This window comes from Streptosporangium sp. NPDC000095, from assembly GCF_042899335.1.
GTDB lineage: Bacteria > Actinomycetota > Actinomycetes > Streptosporangiales > Streptosporangiaceae > Streptosporangium.
Genome location: NZ_JBIAZS010000004.1, coordinates 355,888 through 381,613, shown reverse-complemented (window position 1 = coordinate 381,613; position 25,726 = coordinate 355,888). Strand labels below are relative to the sequence as shown.

At 69.4% G+C, this 25,726-nt stretch carries 17 protein-coding genes and 1 pseudogene; 9 read left to right on the top strand and 9 right to left on the bottom strand.

What is annotated here, in order from left to right; genetic code table 11:
- Positions 1–416: 416 nt before the first annotated feature.
- Positions 417–1,754, top strand: a complete 1,338-nt coding sequence (locus tag ACFY3V_RS12515) for a glycoside hydrolase family 6 protein (protein ID WP_362900705.1) — start codon at positions 417–419, stop codon at positions 1,752–1,754.
- 131 nt (positions 1,755–1,885) lie between these two features.
- Here the strand turns inward: ACFY3V_RS12515 and ACFY3V_RS12510 are convergent, their stop codons facing one another.
- Positions 1,886–2,380, bottom strand: a complete 495-nt coding sequence (locus ACFY3V_RS12510; protein ID WP_362900707.1) for a MarR family transcriptional regulator — start codon at positions 2,378–2,380, stop codon at positions 1,886–1,888.
- 77 nt (positions 2,381–2,457) lie between these two features.
- Here ACFY3V_RS12510 and ACFY3V_RS12505 point away from each other — a divergent pair, with 77 nt between their 5' ends.
- Positions 2,458–2,880 carry a DoxX family protein gene (locus tag ACFY3V_RS12505; protein WP_350944042.1) on the top strand — a complete coding sequence of 141 codons (423 nt, stop codon included), beginning with the start codon at positions 2,458–2,460 and terminating at the stop codon, positions 2,878–2,880.
- A 268-nt stretch (positions 2,881–3,148) separates the two neighbouring features.
- Positions 3,149–3,967 (top strand): hypothetical protein, encoded by an 819-nt coding sequence (locus ACFY3V_RS12500; protein WP_389772708.1) that lies wholly within the window; start codon positions 3,149–3,151, stop codon positions 3,965–3,967.
- Here ACFY3V_RS12500 and ACFY3V_RS12495 read toward each other — a convergent pair.
- The 3 genes from ACFY3V_RS12495 to fxsA form a co-directional block, all read right to left on the bottom strand.
- Entirely contained in the window at positions 3,903–5,900 is a 1,998-nt protein-coding gene (locus ACFY3V_RS12495) for a tetratricopeptide repeat protein (protein ID WP_362900712.1), read from the bottom strand. The genes ACFY3V_RS12500 and ACFY3V_RS12495 overlap by 65 nt on opposite strands.
- Positions 5,897–6,811: an SIR2 family protein gene (locus ACFY3V_RS12490; RefSeq protein WP_389772705.1), complete on the bottom strand. Its 915-nt coding sequence runs from the start codon at positions 6,809–6,811 to the stop codon at positions 5,897–5,899. The genes ACFY3V_RS12495 and ACFY3V_RS12490 overlap by 4 nt, the downstream gene beginning before the upstream one ends.
- A 66-nt stretch (positions 6,812–6,877) precedes the next feature.
- Positions 6,878–7,066, bottom strand: coding sequence for an FxSxx-COOH cyclophane-containing RiPP peptide (gene fxsA, locus ACFY3V_RS12485; protein ID WP_389772703.1), 189 nt, complete (start codon positions 7,064–7,066; stop codon positions 6,878–6,880).
- Positions 7,067–7,330: 264 nt separating this feature from the next.
- On the opposite strand from fxsA, the gene fxsT (ACFY3V_RS12480) reads away from it, so the two are divergent.
- Complete coding sequence (gene fxsT, locus ACFY3V_RS12480) at positions 7,331–9,868, top strand: FxSxx-COOH system tetratricopeptide repeat protein (RefSeq protein WP_362900718.1); 2,538 nt, start codon at positions 7,331–7,333, stop codon at positions 9,866–9,868.
- 93 nt (positions 9,869–9,961) lie between these two features.
- On the opposite strand, the gene ACFY3V_RS12475 is transcribed toward fxsT (ACFY3V_RS12480), so the two are convergent.
- Positions 9,962–12,439, bottom strand: coding sequence for an FxsB family cyclophane-forming radical SAM/SPASM peptide maturase (locus tag ACFY3V_RS12475; RefSeq protein ID WP_389772699.1), 2,478 nt, complete (start codon positions 12,437–12,439; stop codon positions 9,962–9,964).
- 284 nt (positions 12,440–12,723) lie between these two features.
- On the opposite strand from ACFY3V_RS12475, the gene ACFY3V_RS12470 reads away from it, so the two are divergent.
- Both ACFY3V_RS12470 and ACFY3V_RS12465 read left to right on the top strand, forming a co-directional pair.
- Positions 12,724–13,920: an FxsB family cyclophane-forming radical SAM/SPASM peptide maturase gene (locus tag ACFY3V_RS12470; RefSeq protein ID WP_362900722.1), complete on the top strand. Its 1,197-nt coding sequence runs from the start codon at positions 12,724–12,726 to the stop codon at positions 13,918–13,920.
- Positions 13,917–15,257, top strand: a complete 1,341-nt coding sequence (locus tag ACFY3V_RS12465; RefSeq protein ID WP_389772695.1) for an HEXXH motif domain-containing protein — start codon at positions 13,917–13,919, stop codon at positions 15,255–15,257. The genes ACFY3V_RS12470 and ACFY3V_RS12465 overlap by 4 nt, the downstream gene beginning before the upstream one ends.
- A gap of 84 nt (positions 15,258–15,341) precedes the next feature.
- On the opposite strand, the gene fxsT (ACFY3V_RS12460) is transcribed toward ACFY3V_RS12465, so the two are convergent.
- Positions 15,342–17,870, bottom strand: a complete 2,529-nt coding sequence (gene fxsT, locus ACFY3V_RS12460; RefSeq protein WP_389772692.1) for an FxSxx-COOH system tetratricopeptide repeat protein — start codon at positions 17,868–17,870, stop codon at positions 15,342–15,344.
- 205 nt (positions 17,871–18,075) lie between these two features.
- Between fxsT (ACFY3V_RS12460) and ACFY3V_RS12455 the strand changes: the two genes are divergently transcribed.
- The 3 genes from ACFY3V_RS12455 (at position 18,076) to ACFY3V_RS12445 (ending at position 21,338) form a co-directional block, all read left to right on the top strand.
- On the top strand, positions 18,076–18,234 hold the full coding sequence (locus ACFY3V_RS12455) for a hypothetical protein (RefSeq protein ID WP_362900728.1): 159 nt from the start codon (positions 18,076–18,078) through the stop codon (positions 18,232–18,234).
- A gap of 195 nt (positions 18,235–18,429) precedes the next feature.
- Positions 18,430–19,320: an SIR2 family protein gene (locus ACFY3V_RS12450; RefSeq protein ID WP_350944250.1), complete on the top strand. Its 891-nt coding sequence runs from the start codon at positions 18,430–18,432 to the stop codon at positions 19,318–19,320.
- Positions 19,317–21,338 (top strand): tetratricopeptide repeat protein, encoded by a 2,022-nt coding sequence (locus ACFY3V_RS12445; RefSeq protein ID WP_389772688.1) that lies wholly within the window; start codon positions 19,317–19,319, stop codon positions 21,336–21,338. Before ACFY3V_RS12450 ends, ACFY3V_RS12445 begins: the two co-directional genes overlap by 4 nt.
- A 94-nt stretch (positions 21,339–21,432) precedes the next feature.
- On the opposite strand, the pseudogene ACFY3V_RS12440 reads toward ACFY3V_RS12445, so the two are convergent.
- The 3 genes and pseudogenes from ACFY3V_RS12440 to ACFY3V_RS12430 form a co-directional block, all read right to left on the bottom strand.
- A pseudogene (locus ACFY3V_RS12440) lies at positions 21,433–22,620 on the bottom strand (MFS transporter); the annotation flags it as partial.
- A gap of 396 nt (positions 22,621–23,016) precedes the next feature.
- Positions 23,017–24,708: a hypothetical protein gene (locus ACFY3V_RS12435; RefSeq protein ID WP_362900732.1), complete on the bottom strand. Its 1,692-nt coding sequence runs from the start codon at positions 24,706–24,708 to the stop codon at positions 23,017–23,019.
- Between the two features lie 64 nt (positions 24,709–24,772).
- The gene (locus ACFY3V_RS12430) at positions 24,773–25,723 is read right to left on the bottom strand and encodes a sugar kinase (protein WP_350944021.1); all 951 of its coding nucleotides are present in this window, start codon (positions 25,721–25,723) and stop codon (positions 24,773–24,775) included.
- Positions 25,724–25,726: the final 3 nt, after the last annotated feature.

The window sequence follows — 25,726 nt, the reverse complement described above, 5'->3', positions numbered from 1 at the left end:
GGGGCTCATCCGGCCGGTGAGGCTCACCGGGGGGCCTGCGGGGGAGGGGCGAATCCGGTGCGCGACCGATCGGGGGCGTTGTGAGGGAGGGGCTCGGGTGCTCGGGGCATAGGAGACCAGGCTTCCAGACCGCAGGCCTGCAGACCACGTCATTTGGTGTGGCTCATCCCTTTCGAAGGATTCCATGAAGATCGTGCGGCGGCGGAACGCGCGCTCGGCGCCTGCGGCGCCGTCGATCGTCGCTGTCTCGCCGATCAGCCGGGCGGTGCCGGGTGGTGAAACTTTCAACGGATGTCAGGAGTGTTCGCACAGGTCAGCGCGCGAGGAAGTGAGGCGCCGACGGCGGGGACTACAGCGGAAGAGGCGTGCCACCTATGGTGGGAGCGCTCCCATGCCTCCTTCGAAGGAGCCGATCCATGCCAAGAAGATCAATCCTGGCCACGCTCTGCGCGGCTTTGGTGATCGCGTCAGGTGCGGCGCTCGCCGGCGCCTCCGGCGCGTCCGCCGCCGATTCCCCGTTCTACGTCGATCCGGACACCGGTGCCGCCAAGTGGGTCGCGGCCAATCCCGGCGACTCCAAGGCGCAGGTGATCCGGACCCGGATCGCCTCCGTGCCGCAGGCCCGGTGGTTCACCACCACCAACACCTCCACCGTGCGCGGCCAGGTGTCGTCGTTCGTCGGAGCGGCGGCGTCGGCGGGCAAGATCCCCATCCTCGTCGTCTACAACATCCCCAACCGCGACTGCAGCGGCGCCAGCACGGGTGGCGCGCCCAACCACACGGCCTACCGTCAGTGGGTCGACGAGGTGGCCGCGGGTCTGCAGGGACGCCCGGCGACGATCATCCTGGAGCCGGACGTGCTCCCGATCATGACCAGCTGCATGAACTCCTCCCAGCAGCAGGAGACGAACGCCTCCATGGCGTACGCGGGCAAGAAGCTGAAGGCGGGCTCGTCCTCGGCGAAGGTCTACTTCGACATCGGGCACTCGGGGTGGCTGTCAGCGTCGGAGGCCGCCAACCGCCTGAGGGCCGCGGACGTGGCGAACAGCGCGGACGGCATCTCCCTGAACGTCTCCAACTACCGGTGGACCTCCACCGAGGTCTCCTACGCCAAGAACATCATCTCCGCCACCGGGATCTCCAGGCTCCGCGCGGTGATCGACACCAGCCGCAACGGCAACGGCCCGCAGGGCAGCGAGTGGTGTGACCCGCCGGGGCGGGCGATCGGCACGCCGAGCACCAACGCCACCGGCGACTCGATGATCGACGCCTTCCTGTGGATCAAGCTGCCGGGCGAGGCCGACGGCTGCATCGCCGCGGCCGGGCAGTTCGTCCCGCAGCGCGCCTACGACCTGGCCATGGCCGCTGGACCCGGCCCGGATCCCACCCCGACCCCGACCCCCACGGTGACGCCGACGCCCACGCCGACTCCCACTCCGGGTGGCGGCAAGGCCTGCACGGCCAGCTACCAGCTGATCGGCTCCTGGCCGGGCGGTTTCCAGGCCGAGGTGACCGTGCGGAACTCGGGCGGCGCGGCCCTCACGGGCTGGACGGTGAACTGGTCCTTCCCCAACAACCAGAGCATCACCCAGCTCTGGAACGGACAGCACACCCAGAGCGGCGCGAGCGTCTCGGTGCGGAACGTGTCCCACAACGGCAACCTCTCCGCGGGTGCCACGGCGAACTTCGGGTTCACCGGCAACTGGTCAGGAAGTAACGGCGCGCCCTCCTCGGTCAGCTGCACCGCCGCCTGACCAGGTGGTGCGGCCCTGATCCGGACGGCTCGCGCGGTATGCCCCCCGCGCGAGCCGTACCGGATTCTTCCGCCTTCCCTCCGACCGCGTAGCCGAAAGGGAGAACCGGTCTCATGGGTCCGTTCCGCGCCTTACCCTGGGATTTTGCCCGGCCGGAGCGGGCCCGCAGGGGCCGCTCGCATGGCCGCGGTGGCCTTCGTCATGATCTGTCGCATGCTCTCGACCTCCTCGGGGGTGAGCTGGTCGATCAGGAAGGCGCGCACGACGGCCACGTGCCCCGGCGCGGTCCGCTTGAGGCAACGGATGCCCTCCTCGGTGAGCACGGCGAGCACGCCCCGCTCGTCGGAGGGACAGGCCTCCCTGGTGACGAGCCCTCTCCGCTCCAGCTGGCCGATCTGATAGGTGAGGCCGCTCTTCGAAACGATCAACCGGTTGGCCAGCTCGGTCATCCGCATCCGCCCGCCGGGGTCCTGGGAGAGTTTCGCCAGGATCTCGTACTGGGCGTGGGTCAGATCGGCATCGACTTTCAACTGATCCTCGACGCGTCGCTCCAGGAGGTGTGTCGCGGCCACATAAGCCATCCATGCGGCCATCTCGCTCTCATTGAGCCATTTCACGTCGCTCACCGGAACATTCTACTGCTTGTTCAAATTTGAACTAACCGCTATGGTTTGTACAAATTCGAATGACAGGAGGAGTCAGAATGCTTGACCAGCTAAGACCGTATGTCCTGTTGCTGGCGAGGATCGCTCTCGGCGTAATCTTCGTATTCCACGGCTCACAGAAGTTCCTGAGCTCGGGGCTGGCCCAGACCACCGCGGCCTTCGACGCCATGGGGATCCCCCTCGCGGTCGTCTCCGCACCGGCGGTCGCCATCATCGAGGTCGTGGGCGGTATCGCGCTCATCCTGGGCGCGGCCCTGCCCGTGTTCGGCTTCCTGCTCACGCTCGTCATGCTCGGTGCCCTCGTCTTCGTTCACCTCTCCAACGGCTTCTCGGTGAGCGAGGGCGGCTACGAGTACGTGCTGGCCCTCGCCGCGGGCACCATGGTCATCGCCCTCAGCGGCGGCGGAGCCCTCGCCGTCGACGCCCTCTGGCAGCGCCGCCGCCAGCCGGCCACCGTCTGACCCTGTAAGAACCTGTAAGAACCTGTAGGACACCGTCGGACCCTGTCCGACACCGCCGTCACCATCCGACCGGCCGTCGTACGGAGCCGGCTCCTGGAGCGGTCACCGCTCCGGGTGGTTCGGCCGGTCGCCGGAATTACGGATGCCGGGTCTTTCCCCAGCGGGAGGGCCCGGCCGACCGGAACCAACGACATCGAACATTACGAGGTCCCGATCCCGGACAATGGGCATAGCTGTTCTCGACAGCGCTCAAGAGTTGGGGGTCGGTGTGCGTCTGATCCAGAGAATCGGCAGGGATTTCAAGGCCCGGCAGCATATCGACGCGTACGCTCTCACCGTCGTCCTCTTCGCTTTCGCCTTTCTCTCGATATTCGCCGACAAGCTGGAAGACGACCTCAGATGGGCGGCCCTGTTCTCCGGGGTCGGGCTGCTCCTCTACCGGCTCACCCTCACCGACGAGCCCGCGGAATCGCGCACCGACCTTCTGCACGACCGTTCCGTGTACGACAGGGTGCCGCTCTCCTCGCTGCTCGCCCAGGCCCGTGACGTGCGCGTGTTCGCGCCCTCCGCGGTCAACCTGCTGTCGGCGCAGACCTGCGAGCTGATACGCAACACGGTCCTCGCCAGGGAGCGGGGAAGCGCCAGGATCGTCATTCTCGACCCCACGGAGAAGGCGGCGGTCCGGCAGGCCGCGAAACAGCTGGACGATTCGGTCGAGTTTCCCGTCCAGCGGCTTCCCGCCGCGCTGGAGAGCACGACGGAACGCCTACGGTTGATGAGCGGCTGGAAAACGGCGGGCCGGTTCGAATACCGCCTTCTTTCCTACAACCCGGGATTCAGCCTCGTCCTTGTCGACCCGGAAACCCCCGGGGGCCGTGTCATCGTGGAGATTCACGGTTTCCACAACACGTCCATCTCCTCGCGCATGCACCTCGAGCTGACCCGTGGCCGCGACGAACGCTGGTACACCTACTGGGTGAGCCAGTTCGACCACATGTGGGAGGCGGCGAGAGCGGACGACGTCACGCCGTCCTCCGCAGAAGCTCCTCGGCCTGCGCCCGCAGATGCCCGGGAAGCCCGGGAGTGACCGCGCCGAGCGCCCGCGAGGCGAACTCCTCCGACAGGGTGGGCCGCCCCAGCAGGGCGTGGACACGTGCGGCCCGCACCAGCAGGGGGCCACTGTCGGAGTCGCTGTCGGAGCCGTCGGCGAGGGCGTCGAGGATCTCCTGCTGGGCGGCGTCGAACCGCTGCTCCAGGGCGAGGGCGAGCGCTCTGGCGGCGATCGTGCCGGGCCGCTGGTGCCTGCGTACCCGATCCAGGTCGCGCAGGGCCTCCACCGGCTTTCCGAGGTCGGCCAGGATCTCACCGCGCAGCGCGAGTGCCTCGGCGGGGGGCTCGTCCGCGAGCGCCACGGCCCCGTTGAGCAGGGCGAGGGCGGCGCGCGGCTGTCCCAGATGCCACAGGGCCTGCCCGAGCGCCAGATGCGCCGGCAGGTCGTTGGGAACCCAGGAGAGGGCGGCGCGCAGCCGCTCGACGGCGCTGTCGTAGTGTCCCAGCGCCAGCCAGAGCCGCCCTTCCCCAGTCAGCGCGGAGGCCACGCCGTTGAACCGCTGCAGCGTCGCGAACAGGTCGGCCGCCTCCTCGAACCGGCTGCGTGCGCTCTCCGTCTCACCTTCCGCCGACGCCACCTCTCCCAGGATCAGCAGGGCCTCGGCACGCACCCACGTCTCCCCGCTCCCCGAGGCGCGGACCGCCTCCTCCGCGAGCCCGCGGGCCGTCTCCCAGCTCTCTCTGGCCAGTGCGAGCCGCGCGTCGCCGAGATAGGACGCCGGGGGCCGCGACTGGCGCACCGACCCGATCAGACGGTCGTGCTGCAGCTCGTACCAGCGGATCCCCAGCCGGTGCTCGCCGCGCAGGATGTGGGAGTCCTCCAGGGCCTTGGCGACGGCGTTCGGCATGCCGGCCGTCTCGTGGAGTCCTTCGTAGACGGTGTTGCGCGTCCCGTGCTCGGTGACGAAGGTCCTGCGCAGCCAGGAGCGGATCTCGCTCGACGTGACACCGGATCCGGCCGAGACGCGCGCGAGCATCCGATCGCAGAATCCGGTGAGGAACCGGTCGACGTTCACGTGCAGGTTCACGTGGTCCACGCTGATCTCCCTGAGCCCGGAGGGCAGCGACTCCCACAGCGCGGAGCAGACGACCTGCAACTGGACCGGTTCGATCGTGTTCAGCGTCAGCGTGGTCGTCTGCCCCTCGTCGTTGGAGATCGGGACGGTGCGCAGGTCGTCGACGAGCCGTTCCGCGGCCCCGGGGGCGAAGAACCTGCCGGTGCGCTCAACCGGCCTCGTGGTGGCGTCGAGCGCCGCGGCGCGCGTGAGCGGCGGCAGCTGGAACCGCGCCCGCGAACCTCGGCCCAGCGGGCGCTCGTGCGGCAGGACGGAGGCCAGATACTCCTCGCGCAGGGAAAGCAGCAGGTGGAGGCCGTCGTGATCCTCCACCGCCCGCGCCAGCTGGCGCAGGAGCTCGTTGCGGTCCTCCTCGCGGTCGAGCGGGCCGCCGAACAGCTCCTCGGCCTGGTCGAGGGCGACCAGGACGGGCACCGGGTCGCCGTATCTGTCGGTGCGTTCCGGGCGTTCGGCCAGGAAGTCCGAGATCGTGAGCCCCGCCAGCGCGGGCAGTGGCCGGTCGGGGGCCCAGGCCGACAGAAGCGCCAGCACATAGGGGTTGCCGGGCATCTTCGGACGCAGCGAGGCGATGCCGTGGGGTGACACGCGGGCGATGGGCAGCACGTCGGCGCGCTCGGGCTCCACGCGGGGCAAGACACCCGCCTGCAGAAGGGACGTCTTGCCGACCCCGGAGGCCCCGAACAGCACGGTGAGGCCGGTGGCCTGCCAGATGGTGGCGATGTCGCGGGCCTCGCGTTCCCGTCCGAAGAACAGGGTGTGCTCGCTCCGGTCGTAGGGACGCAGCCCCACGTAGGGCCGGATGGTTCCGTCGCCGGCGCGTGTCGCGGTCGTCATGACGTCCGTCCCATTCTCCGCCGGAGCTCCGCGCAGAACTCCGAGGCGGTCCCCAGGAAGATCGAGATGTTCCAGCGGTCGAGATAGTGGGTGATGTAGCGCCTGGCCTTGCTTTCCGCGCTCTCGGTGCTCTTCGCGCTCCCGGTGCTCCCGGTGCCGCCCGTGGGGCGGCTCACCTCGGGCATGAGCTGCACGCTCACGTGCCGCCGCTTGTTGCTGCGAGGTGTGTTGCGCACCAGGCCGTGGAACAGCACCCGAAATGTCCAGTCCTGCAGGCTGTAGCCCACGAAGAGCAGCGGCCGGGTGGTCATCGCCCGCAGGATCGGGATCGGCAGCGGATGCCGCCCGTCGGTCGCGACGGCGTCCACCATGTTGACGAGGTACGTCAGGTAGTCGGCCTCGGTCAGCACCAGCGACGCGGGCTCCGCCCAGCTCCCGTGGAGGTGGTAGACGATGGGCCGCTCCACCGTCGGCTCCGGCAGGAGAGGGGCCGCGCCGGGGTCGGTGTCCCACCAGGGGGAGACGGCGACGTGGGGATCCTTGCCCTCCGCCCGCAACGCCTCGGCCAGGAAGTCGTCGTAGTTCGTCGTGAGGAACGTCGTGAGCGGGAAACCGGCGAGCAGCCGGTGAGGCTCGCCGGGATCAGTCACCGGAGGCCGGCCGTGCGAGCGCAGGTGGCCGCAGACCGTCTCCTTGAGGTCGACCGGATCGCGCACCACGGCCTCGCCGTACTGCATCACACGGGCCAGGTCGCCCGCGTCGGAGAACGGATAGCCGTAGCGGAGGGCGTACTGGTTGCTGAGAGCGGCGCCGGTGGGCAGGGTGCCGGCACAGGCCCCCGCTCCGAGAAAAGGGGCGCAGTCACCCCTGCCGAGCTGGTCGATCAAACGTTCCCAGTCGGTGTCGTCCACGGCTCCACCATGTTTGTCGACAAAGAGCGTGAGTATCGCACTCCAATGTCGCACATCGCCGGGGTGTCACAAAGGTTTTGATATGAACGAATCAAATCCGGCCACCGGGCCGGTGTCCTCGTCCTCGACTATTTCCCGCAGCGCGAGTCCAAGAGCGGAATCGTCGATCCCATCAAGATCGGCTAGGTTCATCCCTGTGAGGTCGATCAGGCCTTTGTGGTAATCGGTGTCGGCTATGACGGTTTCGTCGCTCATGCGGTCTCCCTCGCACCCCTGCGTTTCCGGCTCTCCGTGTGTCCCCGCCCTGGCCCATCGTTACACTCTTCCGGTGGTCGGACGAGTGCCTCCGAAGATAATTTGGAAGACGGGCCGGTATGGTTTACGGATAACAATCCTTTTTAAGGTGTGACAGTTATCTCCTTTTGGGACATAGCCATAAGACTCTGACCTCTTTGTTTATGCGCGTGTGAGGGGCGGGCGTCTAGGCTGATCCCAAATCGGGTGAGTGGAGGCGGTCGCGTGCCCATTTCACAGTCGTCGGGGTCTTCCCGGACAACGGGACGCCAGCCCCAGATCTGGGGCAAGGTTCCCCAGCAGAACAAGAACTTCACCGGCAGGGAAGATCTTCTCGACAAGCTGCACACGGGGGTCACCGCCGAGGTCACCGCGGTGGTTCCGCACGCCCTCCACGGGTTCGGCGGCGTCGGCAAGACCCACGTCGCGATCGAGTACGCCTACCGCTTCCGGCACGAGTACGACCTGGTCTGGTGGATTCCCGCGGACCAGCCGATGCTGGTGCGCTCCTCGCTGGCCGCGCTCGCCCCGCACCTGGGAGTCCCCTCCTCCTCCTCGATGGGCGTGGAGGACGCCTCGGCGGCCGTGCTGGACGCGCTGCGCCGCGGTGAGCCCTACTCCCGCTGGCTGCTCGTCTTCGACAACGCCGAGCAGCCGGAGGACATCAACGAGATCATCCCGCGCGGTCCAGGGCATGTCCTGATCACCTCACGCAACCACGCCTGGCAGAGCGTGGTCGACACCCTGCCCGTCGACGTCTTCACCCGGGCCGAGAGCATCGAGTTCCTCAGCAAGCGGGTGCCCAGCTCGACCAGCCTCGACGACAGGAACCGGCTGGCCGAGGAGCTCGGCGACCTGCCGCTCGCCCTGGAGCAGGCCGGGGCCCTGCAGACGGAGACCGGGATGTCCGTCGAGCAGTATCTCCGGCTGCTGCGGGAGCAGACGGCCCAGCTGCTCGGGGCCAACAAGGCGCCCGATTACCCGCTGTCCATGACCGCGGCGTGGTCGCTGTCGGTGTCGCAGCTCAAGGCGAAACTGCCCGAGGCCGTGCAACTCCTGCGCTGTTGCGCCTTCTTCGGACCGGATCCGATCCCTCGCGACGTCTTCGGAGTGCTCACCGAGGAGTTCGCTCCGGGGTCGTCTCTCGGCGCGATCCTCGCCGACCCGATCCTGCTGAGCAAGGCCATCAGGGAGCTGGGGCGTTACGCCCTCGTCCGGATCGACTCCGAGAACCGGACCATCCAGGTGCACCGGCTGATCCAGGCACTTCTGCGCAACGAGCTGAGCGACGAGGAGCAGGCGTCCTTCCTCCATGAGGTGCACCTGCTGCTGGCGGCGGCGGTGCCGGGCCTCCCCGACAACAACGTCCTGTGGCCACGCTACGCCGAGCTGCTCACCCACGTGACCCCCGCGGCGGTCGAGGTCAGCCAGGATCCCCGCGTTCGCGCCTTCGCCCTGGACGTCGTGCGCTACCTCTACTCGTCGGGGGGCTACCAGTCGGCGAGAAACCTTGTCGGGCGCCTGATCGAGAGGTGGCGGGCCGACAGCGGGGACGAGGACCAGTACGTGCTCTCCGCGCAGCGGCACTTCGGGATCATCCTGCGCGAGCTCGGCGACTACCGGGCCTCCTTCGAGCTCAACCGCGAGACCCTGGCGCACATGCGGGAGGTCCTCGGACCCGACCACGAGGAGACCCTGCTGATCACCAACAGCCACGGCGGCGACCTGAGGATGCGAGGTGACTTCGCGGCCGCCCTGGCGCACGACGAGGAGTCGCTGCGTCAGCACCGGACGCTGTTCGGCCAGAAACACCGCCGGACGCTGCGGACCATGAACAACCTCGCGCTCGACTACATGCTGCTCGGCGACTACCAGAAGGCGAGCGAGCTGCAGCAGACCGCCTACACGTTGCAGCGCTCCGGCGATTCCAAGTCGAGCCAGCAGTCCATCCTCACCTCATGGAACGGCCTGGCCCGCATCGTGCGGCTCAGGGGCGAATACTCGGAGGCCTGCGACATCGGCGAGGACGCCTACGACTTCAGCGTCCAGGAGCTCGGGGCCGACCACCCCAGGACCCTGCGTGCGGCCAAGGACCTGTCCATCGCCAAGCGCAGGGCGGGACTGATCGACGAGGCGTTCGAGATCGCCCAGCGGACGTTCGAGCTGGAGGAGCGCATCTTCGGCCGCGACCACCCCGACACGCTCGCGGCCGCCCTGTGCCTGGCCAACGCGCAGCGCACCAGGGGTGAGGTCGACGAGGCGCTGGGACTGTTGCGCGATACGGCGGCCCGTTATCCCAGGCGCTACGGGGACGAGCACCCCTTCACCTTCGGCTGCAACATGAACCTCGCGCTACTGCTGCGGGTCAACGGAGACATCGAGGAGGCGACCGAGCTCGACCTGAGATCTCTGGAGGGCTTCGACCGCACGCTGGGACGTGAGCACCACTACTCGCTCACCTGCGCGATCAACCTCGCCAGTGACCTCGCCGCCGGTGGAGAGGTCTCCCAGGCCGGGCGACTGGGTGAAGAGACCCTGGCCCAGTTGCGGGAGCTTTTGGGCATCGACCACCCGCTCACCCTCGCCTGTGCGAACAACCTGGTCATCGACCTGCGGACGCGGGGGGCCTCGGCGGAGGCGGAGACACTACGGGCCGACACCTTCGAGCGCTATCGGCGGGTGCTGGGCGAGGAGCACCCCGACACGACGGTGGCGCTGAGGGGGGAGCGGCTCGACTTTGACTTCGATCCGCCCGCGCTGTGACCGGCATGCCCGCGCTGTGACCGGCGCGTCCGGGCGGCCGCGCCGCATTTCCCGTGCGCCGGACGTCATGTCGTGACCGATCCGCTCCGGCCGCTAGCCGTTGCGTTCGAGCCAGCGCGCGTAGTGGTCGTCGGAGCGTTCACGGCTCATGGCTCGTGCGCGGGCCGGCACGCTCTCCCTCGACCAGTCGTCGAGGCGCTGCGCCATACCGGCCGTGAAGTTCTCACCGGCGGGGGTGAGCCGCCCGCTGCCGAGGAGGGTGGCGGTGACGAGGTGCGAGGCCTCGCGCCACTGGAAGAACTCCGCGTTCGCGCGCAGGGCCGCCGCCCCCGACTCCCATTCGCGCTGGCGCATCCAGAAGCCCGCCACCCCCAGGAAGGCGTACGCGCCCTGGAGCAGTCCCGGCACGGGGCGTGGATCTTCGCGCCAGGGAGCGTAGTAGCGGGAGCCGTCGTCGGGCAGGGTGAGGGGAACGAGGTCGAGCAGGGCCGAGAGCTTCGCGTGCTGCGTCTCGTGCGTCAACGTGACCGCGAGCCAGGACGCGTCCGGCGGCGTCGACAGGGCCACGCACCCGAAGGTCTCCCGTGAGGACGAGCTCGACTGGCCCCTGGCGGGCGCGACGAGCGGCGTGAGGACCGTGATCGCCGTGGCCACCTCCTCGGCCACGGTCCGGTGGTGACGCACCAGCAGATCCCATGCCTCATGCAGCGTCGACTGCCACCGCTCGGTCTCGGCCTCGGTGAGACGCCCGCCGATGTTGCCCGTCCCCGGCATCCGGTAAGGGTCGAGGTCGTCGATGACCAGGCGGAGGGAGATGCCGTCCGCCTCGCTGAACAGCGAACGCAGCCCTCGCCAGCCCGGGGCGTCCTGGCGGGGGTCGCCGGGAATCCTGACGATGATCCCGTCCGCGGTGATCTCGGTGTCGTCCGGGCCGCACTCGACCGTGGCCACCGAGACGGTCGGCGACAGGATCGCCTGCCCCAGTGACGGCAGTGTGACCACCCCCTCCACCGCCGGTACGTCGATCTCGCAGGCGGTTCCGGAACGGATCGCCGCCGCGGCGGCGAGGGCCGCGAGTTGTCCCGGAGCCGCGTCGCGGTCGCCGGCGTCGAGCAACTTGACCGTACGGCGCGCCCAGGCGCCCACCGACGGGTGGCGCAGGACCGCGTTGACGACGCCGGGGTAGCGGCGCTGGACGGTGGCGAGCAGGTCGTAGGCGCGGCGGGTGGCGGCGGCGTCGGGATGGCCGCTCGCCCGCGCGGTTTCCAGCACCCCGCGTACGAGCAGGATGTGCTTGCTGTGCTGTGCGGCGGACAGTTCGGCGACCGCGGTGGTGCCCCCACCGCCGGCGGCGAGTTCTGAGAACGTGCCGGCCGCGATCCGGTGCTCACGCAGGTTCATCGTGCCCTTTCTCTGCCGTTTCGATCGGGCCCGCAGATCGGCTTCGACCGTTCCCTTGATGTGCCCGATGAGGCGGAGGAGGTCGGGGGAGTAAACGGAGGGGTTGGCGAAACCGTGGCCGGAGCGGTAGCGGTGGGCGTAGTGGCCTCCTCCGCAGACGCGGGAGACCGGGCACGCCCGGCAGGTCGGGGAGAGGGCCAGTTCGCCGATCTGGCGGGCGGCGATCGAGGGCAGGAGCAGGACGTCGTCGAAGGAGTCGCGCGCCACGTGCAGACCGGTTTCCGGTGCTCCCCGGTAGGCCGACTTCAGGGCGTCCGACTGCTCGATGCCGCCGTCGGTCTCCACGACGACCATCGCGACGGGGGACAGGCCCATCTGCTCGCTCGACGACGAGCGGCCGAGCAGTCCGCGAATGATCTCGTTGAACGTCCTGACCCAGGTGGGGCGCCGCGACGCGGCGTACCAGCGGTCGAAGATCGGGATCAGCCAGTCGGCGTACGGTGTCGCCTCGGTGTCCGGGGTCCGGCCGGGAGGTGGCGCGGACCAGTTGCCGTGCGGGAGCAGGAAGTCGACGGCCGGTGGGTCGAAGGCGAGGAGCGCCTCGTAGGCCCCGATCGGGTCGTTCCTGAGGTCGACGGTGCACAGCAGGCCGCTGAAGAGGTGCCTGAAGGTGGGAGAGCCCAGCAGTCCGAGGGCGCGCAGCACGTCGGCGTGGCTTCCCCGGCCGTCGGCGCGGCGGCGGCCCCGGTCGTGCATGGTCTCGTCGCCGTCGAGGCTGACCCCGACCCGGACGCCCAGCTCGTCGAAGAGGCGGAGGTGGCGGAGGTCGAGCAGGGTGCCGTTGGTCTGCAGGCCGACGGTGGTCCTGGTGGCGGGGCCGACCGCGGAGCGGACCAGCGTGACGAGCTCGCGGATCGCCTCACGACCGGCGAGCAGGGGCTCGCCCCCGTGCAGGATGAGCTCAATGTGGGCCAGGTTGTGGCGGTGGGCGTGCTGGGCGATTCTCTCGGCCGTGGCGGTGAAGATCTCCCGTGACATTTGTTTCGGTCGCGTCTGCCAGGAGGAGTCGGCCATTTCGTACATGTAGCAATATTTGCAGGCAAGATCGCACCTACTGTGGATCTTCAGGATGAACTGCCGGAACGGAGTCGGCCGCCAGCCATCGGCCATCAGCCCTCCGATATCGAGAGTCGACGGCCACTCGCGCATCGCTGATCAGCCCCCTGCCGAGACCACGTTATGTGACGCCCGAAAGATGTTTCCACGATAGATGATGCTCGGCCGTCGTTCCAGATTGAAGGAAAAACCAGTGATCATGTCGATGAAGGGGTAGGAATGCGCGGGGCTGAAAACTTGACTATTGGGGCAAAGTCATGCCAGATAGGGAATGGCGCAAGAGAGGTGTGCCACGTTTGCCGGAGAAACCTGACCCCATAATCCCCCTGCCTCGAAGCGTGTTCCCCGCGACGCTCGATGTCGGGGGATTGCTGGACTCGGGGTGGCGGCCGGCGGCTTTCCGGCAGTTCATCCTGAAGATCCACAGCAGGTGTGACCTCGCCTGCCGCCATTGCTACATCTACGAGATGGCCGACCAGTCGTGGAAGGCCCAGCCGCGGCGCATGTCGAAGGCGATCGTCGACTGTACGGCGAGACGCGTCGCCGAGCACGCGCTCGCCCACGAATTGGCCGAGGTCGAGGTCATCCTGCACGGGGGAGAGCCCCTGCTGGCCGGGCCCGATCTCATCTCCTACGCCGTGCGCACCATCAGGGGGGCCGCCGCCGACGTCGGGACCCGCGTCCGCGTCGGCGTGCAGACCAACGGGTTGCGCCTGGACGAGGCCTACCTGAGGCTCTTCGAGAGCCTGGAGATCCGCGTCGGGGTGAGCATGGACGGCTACGCCGAGGGCCACGACCGGCACAGGCGTTACGCGGACGGCCGGGGCAGCCACGCGATCGTCGCGGACGCGCTCCGCAGGCTGACCGCGGGCCCGTTCCACCACCTGTTCAGCGGCCTGTTGTGCACCGTCGACGTCCGTAACGACCCGCTGGCGACCTACGAGGCGCTCCTCGCCTTCGACCCACCGGCCGTCGACTTCCTGCTCCCGCACGGCAACTGGTCCGCCCCGCCGCCGTACCGCCTCCCGGACGACGAGGTGACACCGTACGCCGACTGGCTGATCCCGATCTTCGACCGCTGGTACGGCTCGGCCGCCGACCAGACGGAGATCCGGCTGTTCCGCGAGATCCTGCGCCTGCTGACGGGAGGCGCCTCGCGCAGCGAGACGGTGGGGCTCTCACCCGCCAGGATGGCCGTGGTGGAGACCGACGGCAGCATCGAGCAGTCGGACATCCTGAAGTCCAGCTACCACGGAGCGGCCGCGACCCGGCTGCATCTGCTCCGCGACTCCTTCGACGACGCGCTCAGGCATCCGGCCATGGCCGCCCGGCAGATCGGCGAGCTCGCGCTCGCCCCCGCCTGCCTGGCCTGCGACCTGCGTTCGGTCTGCGGCGGAGGGCTGTACGCGCACAGATACAGCGAGGCCACCGGTTTCAAGGGCCCCTCGGTCTACTGTCCCGACCTCTACCGGTTGATCACCCACATCCGTACAGGTTTCGCGAGAGACGTCGCCCGGCTGAAGGGAAGTCGATGAGGCTCGGTGCGCAGGGAGTGTCCGACACGACGGTTCTCGCGCTGGCGGCCGGTGAGGGCGGAGCCGACGCCGTGGCCGAGCTGAGCGCGTTCCAGCGCCTCAAGAACAGGATGTTGATTCGCGGGGTCGTGACAGAGGCGCGCTCGGCGAGCCACCCCGGCGCCGCCCTGGCGGCACGCGCCTACGACCTCCTGGCGGATCTGGAGGTGGAGGCGGGCGAGGAGGTCGAGCGCGTGCTGCGCTATCCGGCGGTGGGGGCGTGGGCGTGGCGGACCTACCGGTCCTTGCGGAGCGGGAACGGCACGTCCGACGATCCCGCGCAGCTGGGCGCGCCGGCCGTGGTGGCCGCGGTGCGGGCCCGGATCGCCTGCCGGGTCCGGCTGCCCGTCCGTGACGGCGCGATCATGCTGCCGTCGCTGGGACGTCTCACCCTCCCCGAGGGGGCGGAGGAGACGGTCGACATCACGGTGAGACCGGACGCCGACGGCGCCGAACTCGAGGCCGCAGGCCTGACGGTCCGCGTCCGTCCCCGCGGCGACCGGCCCGGCTGGCAGGCGCTTCACGGGCTGCGGGTGACTCCGGGATTCGAGCCGGTCGTCGACGACCTCGACCCGTACCGGTGGTCCGCGAAGGAGGTCGCGGAGCCGCGGCTGGACCCTGGGCGGCTTCGCGCGTGGGGGACGCACCTGGACGACGCCTGGCGGATCCTCGCCGCGCACCACGCGACCGTGGCCGAGGAGGTGAGGCTCACCGTGTCGGTGCTCACCCCCGTCAAGGCGCCGGAACGGGGGCAGAACAGCGCCACCTCGCGCGAGACGTTCGGGACCGTCGCCATGTCCGACCCGTGGCACGGCGTGGGGCTCGCGGCCACGTTCGCCCACGAGATCCAGCACGCGAAGCTCACCGCGCTGACCGAGGCGATCCCGCTCACCCTGCCGGACGACGGCTCCCGCCACTACGCGCCCTGGCGGGACGATCCGCGCCCCGTCTACGGCCTGCTGCAGGGTTCGTACGCCTATCTCGGGGTGGCGGAGTTCTGGCGCAGGCAGCACCGTTTCGAGCGGGACGCCGAGGCGTTCCGGGCACGCGTGGAACTCGCCCGCTGGAGGCGGGCCGCCTACGCGGTCACCGGCACGCTGCTGGCGAGCGGGGGCCTGAACGAGCGCGGGGAGGAGTTCGTGGCGCGCATGAGGAAGACGCTGGAGGAGTGCGCCGCGGAACCGGTCGACTCCGCCGCGGAGAGCCAGGCCCGGCGCGAGGCGGAGCGTCACCTCGACGCCTGGAGAAGGCGCAACCCCGGGTTCCGGGCGAACGGGTGGCTCCACACCGGCCCCTGACCGGGAGACCGCGGCGGAAAACCGGCGTTCCGGCCAAAAAGTGCGGGGTCAAAGGCGTTCCACCGGAGCGGGACGGGGCGGCGGTCAGATCGGCGGGGGGTCGAAGTCGCAGTCGATGCGACGGCCCTCGCTCGCGAGGAGGGCGTCGGGATGGCCGGTCTCCAGCGGGCGTTCGTAGCGTCGCATCGTGTCGTCGTACAGGATCTCGGCCCGCTCCTTCTCGCCCGCGGCCCTCAGGTCGAGGGCGAGGTTGTTGGCGCAGGACAGGCTCAGGAAGTGGTTCTCGCCGAAGAGCCCTCGCAGCCGGGCGAGCGTCTCCTCGCCGAGCTCGCACGCCCGGGTGGTCTCCCCCAGGGTCGCGAGATCGGTCTGGAGGCTGATGGCGCACGTCAGCGGATAGTGGTGCTCCCGGCCGACCTTGGCGATCAGGCCCTCCCTCACCCTCTCGTTCAGACGCCTCGCCGTCGCGACGTCACCGCGCAACCGATGCAGGATCGCCAGGTTGCCGGCGCAGGCGAGGCTGTAGGGGTGCTCCTCGCCGAACACCCTGGGATAGAGGGCGACCGTCCTTTCCGCCGTCGCGAACGCCTCGTCGAGGTCGCCGGTCGTCCGCAGCGCGTTGGAGAGGTTGATCGCCGCGGCCATCGTGTCGGGGTGCTCGTCCCCGAAGAGTCGCTGAAGGCGGGTGTGCGTGTCACGCGCGAGCTCCAGCGCCTCGGTCACCTCGCCCGAGCGTCGCTTGGCGATGGACAGGTCCTTCGCCGTCAGCAGCGTGGCGTGATGGTCGAGCGTCAGCTCCTGGACGCCGTAGGCGTAGGCCTCCTCGCCCAGGTCGCACGCCTCGGTGTAGTCGCCGCAGAGCCGCACGGCCCTGGCCAGGCCGTTCCACGACAGCAGCAGGACGGTCCTGCCGATGCCCTCCCCCGCGTCGCTCATCTCCAGATACGTCTCCTGGTGCAGACGCCGCGCCTCGGTGTAGTCACTGGTGAGGGCGTAGTCGAGGGCCAGGTTGTTGAGCACGCGCAGGGTGGACGGATGGCCGGGGCCACGGCCGGCGGAGTGCGCGGCCAGGGACTCCTCGTCCAGCTTCCTGGCGGCGATGAAGTCGCCGCGCGCCCGCAGGGACGCCCCGTAGCCGTTGGTCGTCAGGAGCGTCTCGTTGTGGTCGTGGCCGAGGACCTCGCGCATGTCGTCGAGGGTCCGGCGGTCGATCTCGTACGCCGCGGAGTACTGGCCGAGCCCGCGCAGCACGTTGCCCAGGTGCTTGTACGCGACGAGCACGTCCGGGTGCCTCGCCCCGCTGACCTCGGTCCACCTCTTGACGAAGCTCTCCAGGAAGGAACGGGCCGACTGGTAGTTGCCCGACACGAAGAGGTAACGGGTGATGTTGAGGGCGAACCGTCTGACGGCCGGATCGGTGCACTCCTCCAGGCCTGAGGGGGTGACGTGGGCGACCAGCTCCTCGAAGCGGCGCCACCTGGCGCTCTCGTCGGGATCGTTGGGGGCGCTGCCGGCCAGCAGCACGTGCACCTCGTGCCGGATGTCGGCCTGGTCCTTCTCCGGCAGGTCGTCGCGCAGGAGCGCCTGGATCAGCCGGTGCACCTGGATGGTGCGGGTGGTGGGTTCGATCCTGGCCAGTGCGAAGCGTCTCAGCTCGCTCAGCGCCGTGGCGAGCAGGATCGGGTCGGACAGGATTCCGCCGAGCCGGGGTGCGACGGCCTTGTTTCCCCTGCGGAAGACGTCGCGGGGGATGGGCTCGGGGCCGAAGAAGGCGCAGGACCGCAGGAGCGTGATCGCCTCGGGGAGGCGGTCCTCCAGCAGCGACACCGACACCTTCCACGCCGCCGTCATCGAGAGCGGATATCCCGGTGCCCTGTTGGCCCCCAGCAGCCTTCTCGCCTGCTCGTTGAGCTGCTCCAGGTATTCGTCGACCGACATGCCGGTCTCGTACTGCAGCGCGCCGGCCTGCTCCAGGGCGAGGGGAAGGTCGCCGAGCTGCTCGGCGAGCCGCGAGGCGTCGTCGTCGGGGACCTCCCGGCGCAGCCGCTTCCTCAGGAACGCCATGCTCTCCTCGCGGGTGAAGACGTCGACCTGGAGGGTCTCGAAGTGGTCCTCCCACTTGGGGTTGCGTGAGGTGATCAGGACATGTCCCGGCCCGCGCGGGATGAACTCCTGAACCTGCCCCGGCTCCTCGGCGTTGTCGAAGATCAGCAGCCAGCGGCGGTAGGGGGTGCCGCTCTGCAGCGTCCTGCGCACCGCCTCGGCGGCCTCCTCGACGCCGGTGGCCGACGCCGGCGGCAGGCCCAGGTAGGGCGCCATCGCCGCCAGTGCGGACGGCACCAGCACGCGCTGGTCGGAGGGGATCCACCAGACGAGGTCGTAGTGCGAGCGGTAGCGGTGGGCGTACTCGATGGCCAGGTGGGTCTTGCCGACACCACCCCACCCCTGCAGCGCCTGGGGTTGGGGGACGACGGCGGTGACGGTGCTGATGCCCTGGCGGAGCTTGAGGAGCATGTCGTCGCGCCCGGTGAAGTTTCTGTTGCGGGGTGGGACCTTCTCCCAGATCTCGGGCTGCCGCTCGGGCACCGTGTTCGCCGCGTGTGAAAGCTCCACCACCTCGGGCCACCGCCTTTTTCTAGCCAAAGGGATCGTACGGTCATCCTAAAGGTTGATTCGAAGAGTGGGGTATTACAGAATCACATTGAGAAAAAACCTGGCCTCGGAAATTTTCGGGAGTGGTATCGCGCCCCCTTTTAGGGCGTCCTAAAAACCGGTGCCGGGTCGGTCCGGAGGCGACGCGACGTCATAGGGAGCACGCATGCGCGATGACGATTCAAGGCCGGGAGGTCTCATCGACCTTGAGGGCCTCTCCCTGGAGAAGCTCACGGAGGTCGACGAGGCCTGGCTGCGCAGGATGCTGGAGCCATTGCTGCTGGAGAAGGCGGAGCCCGCGGCGGGATTCACGAGTTCGATCTGAGGAATCACCTTGCCGTTTCATGCGGGTTGCGGCAGAAAGGTGATCGTGAATCATTCGCCCACTCCGGTCGCCTCGGTGACACAGGGGATGCCTTACCGTGCGGGGGGGATTGACCATGCCAATAGAGTCGTACGGCATCGAGTCCATGACCTGATTGGACCTGCCGTCCGTGAGGTGGTGCCCTGCGTGCACGACATGGGGGAGGCCGAGTGGGAGCGCCTGCTCGACCAGTTGAACAGCGGAGACTGCACGCCCTTCCTGGGGTCGGGGGCGTGCGTGGGCACCCTGCCGACGGGGACGGCGCTGAGCCGCGACATGGCGCGCCGATGGGACTATCCCTTCGCCGACGACCACGATCTCCCCAGGGTGACGCAGTTCGCGGTGATGAGATATGGGGATTCGGTATATGTGAAGAGGCGGATCTGCGACGAACTCGATGCCGGGGGAGCTCCCGACTTCCTCGACCCGCTTGAGCCGCACGCCCTGCTGGCGAGTTTCCCTCTTCCGGTGTACCTGACGACGAACTACGACGACTTCATCCTGCGCTCGCTCGAAGCAGTGGGAAAAAGGCCGAATGTGGCAATTTGCCCATGGAACAAAGGGCTTGCCTACGCGGAAGATCTGTTCAGCAGCGAGGCAGGCTGGAACCCCAGGCCCGAGGCTCCGCTCATCTATCATCTGCACGGCAACCTGCAGGATCCGGCGTCGATCGTGCTGGCCGAGGACGACTATCTGGAGTTTCTCACCAACCTCGCGGTGGACGGCGTCGCGGGTGGGCAGCGCATGCTGCCCACCTCCATTCTCGCGGCGCTGACCAGGAGACCTCTGCTGTTCATCGGCTACAGCCTGCAGGACTGGACGTTTCGCGTGCTTTTCCACGGGCTGTTGAAAGCCGTTCCCGGCATCAACCGCCGCAGGCACGTGAGCGTCCAGCTCGCCCCCTCGCTCGCCAGCACGAAGGCGGACGTGCTGGAGGTCCAGCGCCAGCTGGCCAGATACTACGAAGACTGGCGGATCTCCATCTTCTGGGGGACGGCGGAGGAGTTCTGCCGTGAGCTGCGCCGGCGGATGGGACCGGTGCCGTGACCTTCGAGGTGACCCCCGATCGCGACAGGTCCGACGCGACCGGCCAGCCGTACGTCGGCCTGCGGGCCTTCCGCCGCGAGGACCGCGCCAAGTTCTTCGGCCGCGACAGGGAGGCTCGCGAGGTCTCCGACCTGTGGCAGGCCGGGCGCCTGACCGTGCTGTACGGGCCGTCCGGCGTGGGCAAGACCTCGCTGATCCAGGCCGGGGTGCTCCCGCTGCTGGACGCGGGCAGGACCGACGTCCTGCCGATAGGACGGGTCTCGCACGGCTCGCCCTTCCCCTCCGCCGCGCTCTCACGCCACAACCCGCACGTGTTCGCGCTGCTGTCGTCGTGGTCCCCGTTGGAGACACCCACCCGGCTGGCGGGGCTGACGATCCGCGAGTTCCTGGGCCGGCGCCCGCCCCGCCAGGATCCGTACGGCGATCCGGTGCTCACCCTGGCCGCGATCGACCAGGCCGAGGAGCTCTTCGGCGGCTTCGCCCACCGCCAGCCGTACCGGGAGTGGTTCATCGGCCAGCTCGTCGAGGCGCTGGACGACGACCCGAACCTGCGCCTGCTCGTCTCGATCCGGGAGGACCACCTCGCCGCGATCCTGCCCCACGAGCCGAAACTGGCGGGCATGGCCAGAAGCCGCTTCTCACTGACCGCCCTCGACACGGCCGCCGCGGTCCGGGCGACCGAGGGGCCGCTCGAGGGGACGGGCCGCTCGTTCGCCCCCGGCGCGGCGCGGGGGCTGGTGGACGACCTGCGCATGATCAGGGTCGGCAGGGCGCTCGGCGAGGAGGTCGTCGCCGACGCCAAGGTGGTCGAGCCCGTCCAGCTGCAGGTCGTGTGCTCGGCCATGTGGCGCTCCCTGCCCGAGGAGGTGCGGGTCATCTCCTCCGACCACGTCCGCAGGTTCGCCAACGCCGACCGCTCGCTCACCGACTTCTCCGAGCGGATGATCTCCGAGGTGGCCCGTGACCACTTCGGGGACGACGTCGCGGAGCTCAGGAGCTGGCTGCGCCGCTGTTTCATCACCGAGCTCGGCACCCGCGAGGTCGTCTACCAGGGGGAGACCGTCACCGCCGGCATGCCGAACGCGCTGGTCAGGGCGCTGGTCGACCGCCACATCCTGCGTGAGGACATCAAGGCCGGAACTCGGTGGTGTGAGCTCTCGCACGAGCGTCTCATCCAGCCCATCCTCCAGAACGACCATCTCGTCGTGCGGGCCGAGAGCGGGTCGTTCCCCGACGACTACCTGCGCGCCGCCGAACTCTCGTTCCGCGACGGGGAGTTCGCGCTGGCCGCGAAGCAGGCGGAGGAGGCCCTGGAGCGCTGCGGTGACAACACCAGGTCGCGGGCGGAGATCGAGTCCTTCCTCGGTAACGTCGCGCACCGGCGCGAGGACTTCGAGAAGGCCGTCTCCCACTACCGCACCGCCGCGGTCCTCTTCGAGTCGCTGGGGGCGACCTCGGCGGTCGGCGGCCTTCTCGCCGGGATCGGCAGGCTGCGACTGGCCCAGGGACGCCCTTCGGCCGCGGTGCGGGAGCTGTACTCGGCGATACGCCGCCTGCCCGATGACATGAACATCCAGACCGAGCTCGCCTGGGCGCTCTGGTACGACGGCCATCCCGACGCGGCGCGTGACGTCCTCGACGACGTGCTGGGCAGGGAGGGGAACCTCGCCGAGGCGTTGCGCGCCCGCGGTGAGATCCTCGTCGGCCTCGGCCAGCCCGAGGCCGCGCTACGCGACCTCGACAGGGTCCGGCCGCTGCAGTGGCCCTCCACCAGGGCCGCCCACGCTCTCGCGCTGGCTGTCCTGGGACGCTTTTCCGAGGCGGAACGGGAGGTCAGGGCGGTGCCGGCCGAGGCGGGAGATCATGGTCCGGCGCTGTTGTACGCCGCCCGCGTCTACGCCCTGACCGGTGACGCCGCGTCGGCGGCCGATCTGGCCCGGCGGGCGAGGGAGGCGAGAGCGCCCAGTCTGCCTGCGCATCTCGCGGCCGAAGCGGATCGGCTGCTCGCCACGTCGTGAGCGCCCGGGCGGCCACGTGGGCACCGGTCGCCCTCACTTTCCTGGTCGTCCCCGCGAGACCGAGCCGGGCGTGGAGGCGCAGCAGTGACGTGAACGTCACCCCCATGGCGACGGCGAACATCAGGACGGTCAGGATGACGGCCGCTCTGCGGACGCCGAACCCGGCGACCAGGATCCCGCCGAGGGGGGCGGCGACGCACACGGCACCGTGCGCGACGAGCCGATGCACGCTCATCACCCGCCCGAGCTTGCCCTTGTCGACGGTGCCGACCTCGAAGGTTCTGATGGCCACGTTGCTGAGCGCCCCGGTGCAGCCGGTCAGCAGTATCGCGAGCCCGAAGAAGAGCGGCCTCTCCCCGTACGCCGCGACGAAGAGCGCCAGCACCCATATCCACAGCTGGGCGAAGAGCGTGAAGTTCCTCGGTTCGAGCCTGAGATAGGGGGCGAGGGCCGATCCCGCCACGCCGCCCAGGCCTCCGGCGGCGAGGACCAGGCCGACCTGGTGCGAGGGCAGGTTCGCCGACCCCGCGATGAAGATCATGATGAGCGCGTTCACCATCAGGTTGGTGACCGTGGTCACGGCCATCGCCCTGCGAAGGAAGCTGTGCCTGGACAGTTCCCGGAAACCATCGGATATCTCCCTCAGCAGGTGCCGTCCCGCCAGGCTTCGCACCCCGTCGGCTATCTCGCGGAGCACCCGCAGTCGCGGACGACCTGTCCTGTGCTCCGTCCTGCCGCCGGCCACGCTCAGGGGAGAGAGGAGGGCGAGGAAGAACAGCGCCGCGTTCACCGCGAAGGACATCGCGTACATGACCCCGAAGAGCCACCCTCCAAGCGGCCTGCCCGCCAGCACTGCGATATGCGAGATCGTCTCGCTCCTCGCCATCACGAGGGAGACCTGATCCTTTGGGACGAGGGACGAGATCAGCGCCGTCTCCGCCAGCGAGTAGAGCACCCACAGAGTGCCCTCGAGGAAGGCGGCCGCCAGGAGGTGTGTCAGGGACGGGCGGTCCAGGACGAGCGCGAGGAACACGGTGAAGACGATCAGTCCTCGCAGGGTCTCGGTGAGGAGCATGAGCGAGCGCGGGTTCACCCGGTCCGCCAGGACACCCGCCGGAATGTAGAAGACCAGAATCGGGAAGGTCAGCGCGAAACTGGTCCAGCCCGCTTGCACCGGGGAACCGGTCAGAGTCAATGCCAGGAGGGGATAGGCGACACTCACGGCTCGTGACCCCACGGTCGAGAATGTCATCCCCAGCCAGACGCGGGCGAATTTTCTCATCGGCTAGTTCGAAGTCGCTCTCTGATCCCGGGTGCCCCAGCGCGACCTGGTCGCCCGCCGTCCCCGTCCGCGTTCTAGGGAACACCTCACAAGGCAATGGAGGGAGAGAGCTATACGGACTCCCGCTGTTGGAGAAACGATGACAATTTCTTGACAAAAAGTCATAGAAAACAACACCAATGAGAGCCCGTTCGTCAAAACGGGTCACAGTGGTGTTGCCAAGTCACTTGAGTCCCAAAAGCATAGCGCCGAAGAAGAGCGGCCGGGAAAGATCGTCCGGTTCCGCGCCCTGACGATGATGTCTGGGAGTGACCTGTTCGGGAGTGGTCGAGGAAAGCCCTGACCCACCTCCCCGGGGCCCTTTTCCTCAAGTCCGGGGCAGGGGAGGCGCGGGATTCAGGCGGGCAGCTGGGCGTCCAGGCGGTAGCCGTCGACGGTGACGTAGACCTGGTCGCCGGGACGGGCGTTCAGACGCATCAGGACGGGCTGCAGCGAGTCGAAGACGGGGTGGTCCCGCCAGACCAGGACCACCGCGTTGTCGCCGGGGCCGGTGACCGACAGCAGCGTGCCGGGACGCATGCCCAGCCGGGTGGCGTATCCCTCGGGCACGGCCACCGGACCGCCCCGCAGGTGGTCGCTGGTCACCTCGATGCGCTGCCAGCGGCCCGGGTCGGACGACGGGCTCGCGGGCGAGTGCAGCGGGGCCCGCTGGCTGGTGATCAGGTGCGGTCTGGAGTTTCCGCTCGCCAGGGCCGACAGGGTGGCCAGGGCCGCGCGGGGGTCGATGGCGCCGGCGTTCACCTGCGGGATCGGCTGCCCGCCGCGGTGGTGGTGGCCGTTGGCCCCCGGGGTGCGGCGTGGCAGCTGCCTGACCTCCTCGGAGGAACCCTCCTGAAGGGCCGCCTCCTGCGCGGTGCTCGCGGCGGCGAGGGCGTCCAGCCAGGGCTGGGCCGAGTGGGCACGGATGCCGAGCTGGTGCTCCATGAGCCTGAGCGAGTCGCTGTCGATCGGCTTGTTCGACAGGAGCTGGCGGGTCCGCTCGCGCAGGCCGCCCAGATCGCCCACGACGAGCCAGTCGTCCTGGAGCCGCCGGTCCGGCATGAGCGTGACGAGCACCCTCCACAGCGGGGTCCGCAGGGTCGGAACCTCGATCGGGTGCGCGGGGTCGGCGCCGATGAGCTGGTCCTTGGTGGCGGCGGCGCCGAGCCACTCGGTCAGCCCGAACATGTGCCCGGTGAGCGGGGCGGACTCCGGGGAGCGCAGCCAGAGCAGGATGCGTTCCTCGGCGGCGCGCTGGGCCGCCGAGAGCGCGTCACGGTCGGCGTTCAGCTTGTGCGCGAGCGCGCGCAGGCTGATCGGCTCGACCGCGAAGAGCCGTTCCACGGCGACCGCGCGCTCCAGCGGGCTCCAGTCGCGGAACATGTTGTCGACCAGGCGCACCAGCGGATAGTCGTTGAGGTTGACCGGGGGCGCGGGGGCGGCCGGTTCGGGGACCGCCGGTTCTGCGGCCGCGGGCTCGGGGACCGGCACCTGGGGCGCCGACGGCGCCGACGGCTGAGCCGGAATCCGCGGCGCGGGTGTCTGCGCCGGGTCCTGGTCGCGCTCCTGGAGCGGGACCTGGGCGTGGACGGCGGCCGGCGCGGACGGCGCGGTCTGCTCGGCGAGCCCGGGGACGTGGCTGAGCACCTCGCGGAAGACGGCGGTGACCACGATCTCCGGGGAGGGCGTCGCGGGCGCGCTCAGGTCTCCCGCGGTCAGGCGGCGCAGGCGGCTCCAGCCGCCCAGGCCGGCGATGGCCGAGCGTGCGGGCTCCGGCCAGTCGGGCAGGGTGGGATCGACCGTGTGCACGTGCAGCGCGGGCAGCACGTCGCTCAACGGCAGATGATCCCAGCGTGACAGCGAGAGCCGGGCCAGCCTGTCGCAAACCCAGTCGAGCCCCGCGGCGCCGAGGGCCTTTGGCAGGGTGACCGACGACCACCAGCCGGCGGGCAGCCGGGGGTCGGCGAGGGCTTCGGCGACCTGCTGGGGACGGCTCCAGCGCAGGGCCGGGACCAGATCACTCAGGCAGATCGATGACTCGGCATCCATCGGCGGACCGTAACCTCCCCAAAGTGACGCGTGTGGCTAATGGTGCAGCTTACGCCGCAAGCTATCAATTGGCATTAAGAGGGTAAAGCTCCCTGGTACCCAAATCAGACGGTAGGACACGTGGACGGCCACCCAGAACCGTCACGGCCTCCGCCCCGGCACGGCGTCCCGCGTCCAGCGCGACCTCGTCGGCGGCCCCGCTCAGCAGGGCCGTCAGCAGCCCGGCGGCGAACGCGTCCCCCGCTCCAATGGAGTCAACCACCTCGGTGGTGAGCGCGGGAACCCGGGCGGCCAACTTTCCTTCCCTGGCCATCAGCGCGCCGCGGGATCCCAGCTTCACCGCCGCGGCCCCGTAGCGCAGGCTCAGACTCTCGGCCGCCCCCTCGGGGGTCGTCTCGCCGGTGAGCAGCAGCGCCTCGTCCAGGTTGGGAATGACCAGCTGGGCGGGGAGGGTCTCCCGGACGAACCGCTCGACGCCGAACGAGCGCAGGAAACCGGTCGAGGCCGGGTCCACGCTGATCGAGACCCCGCGCAGGGACGCCTCGGCCATCGCCAGCCGGGAAAGTTGGAGCCCAGGCTCGGCGAACAGTGTGTATCCGGACAGATGGAGATGACCCACACCGTCGAGCAGGGTCTCGTCCCAGTCGCCCGTGCCGATGTGTCCGCCCGCGCCCCGGTTGGTGAGCATGGAACGCTCCCCGGTCACGTCCACCATGGCGATCACCACCGCGGTGGGCCGGTCGGGGTCGACCCGCAGGTGCGGCCGCACCCCGAACCGCCGCAGCTCGGCGGCGTGCCAGTCGGCGGTGTCGAAGCCGGCCCGGGTCAGGATCCGCGCGTCGGCGCCCAGCCAGGCGGCCCAGGAGGCCGTGTTGGCGCCGGAGCCGCCGGGACGCAGCACGATGTCGGCGGCGGTGTCCGTCCCGACGGCCAGACCGCTCCTGGCGGACCCGCCGTGAAGTGCGACGACGTCGGTCACCACGTCGCCGATGATCAGCAGACCCGTTCCGGCCACGGT

What these genes read in the sequence shown, in the direction of transcription:
- ACFY3V_RS12515 (WP_362900705.1), top strand. Translation starts at nt 417, where the DNA reads ATGCCAAGAAGATCAATCCTGGCCACGCTCTGCGCGGCTTTGGTGATC.
- fxsA (WP_389772703.1), bottom strand. Translation starts at nt 7,066, where the DNA reads ATGAGCGACGAAACCGTCATAGCCGACACCGATTACCACAAAGGCCTG.
- ACFY3V_RS12495 (WP_362900712.1), bottom strand. Translation starts at nt 5,900, where the DNA reads ATGACGACCGCGACACGCGCCGGCGACGGAACCATCCGGCCCTACGTG.
- ACFY3V_RS12435 (WP_362900732.1), bottom strand. Translation starts at nt 24,708, where the DNA reads ATGGATGCCGAGTCATCGATCTGCCTGAGTGATCTGGTCCCGGCCCTG.
- ACFY3V_RS12505 (WP_350944042.1), top strand. Translation starts at nt 2,458, where the DNA reads ATGCTTGACCAGCTAAGACCGTATGTCCTGTTGCTGGCGAGGATCGCT.
- ACFY3V_RS12455 (WP_362900728.1), top strand. Translation starts at nt 18,076, where the DNA reads ATGCGCGATGACGATTCAAGGCCGGGAGGTCTCATCGACCTTGAGGGC.
- ACFY3V_RS12450 (WP_350944250.1), top strand. Translation starts at nt 18,430, where the DNA reads ATGGGGGAGGCCGAGTGGGAGCGCCTGCTCGACCAGTTGAACAGCGGA.
- ACFY3V_RS12475 (WP_389772699.1), bottom strand. Translation starts at nt 12,439, where the DNA reads ATGGCCGATGGCTGGCGGCCGACTCCGTTCCGGCAGTTCATCCTGAAG.
- ACFY3V_RS12465 (WP_389772695.1), top strand. Translation starts at nt 13,917, where the DNA reads ATGAGGCTCGGTGCGCAGGGAGTGTCCGACACGACGGTTCTCGCGCTG.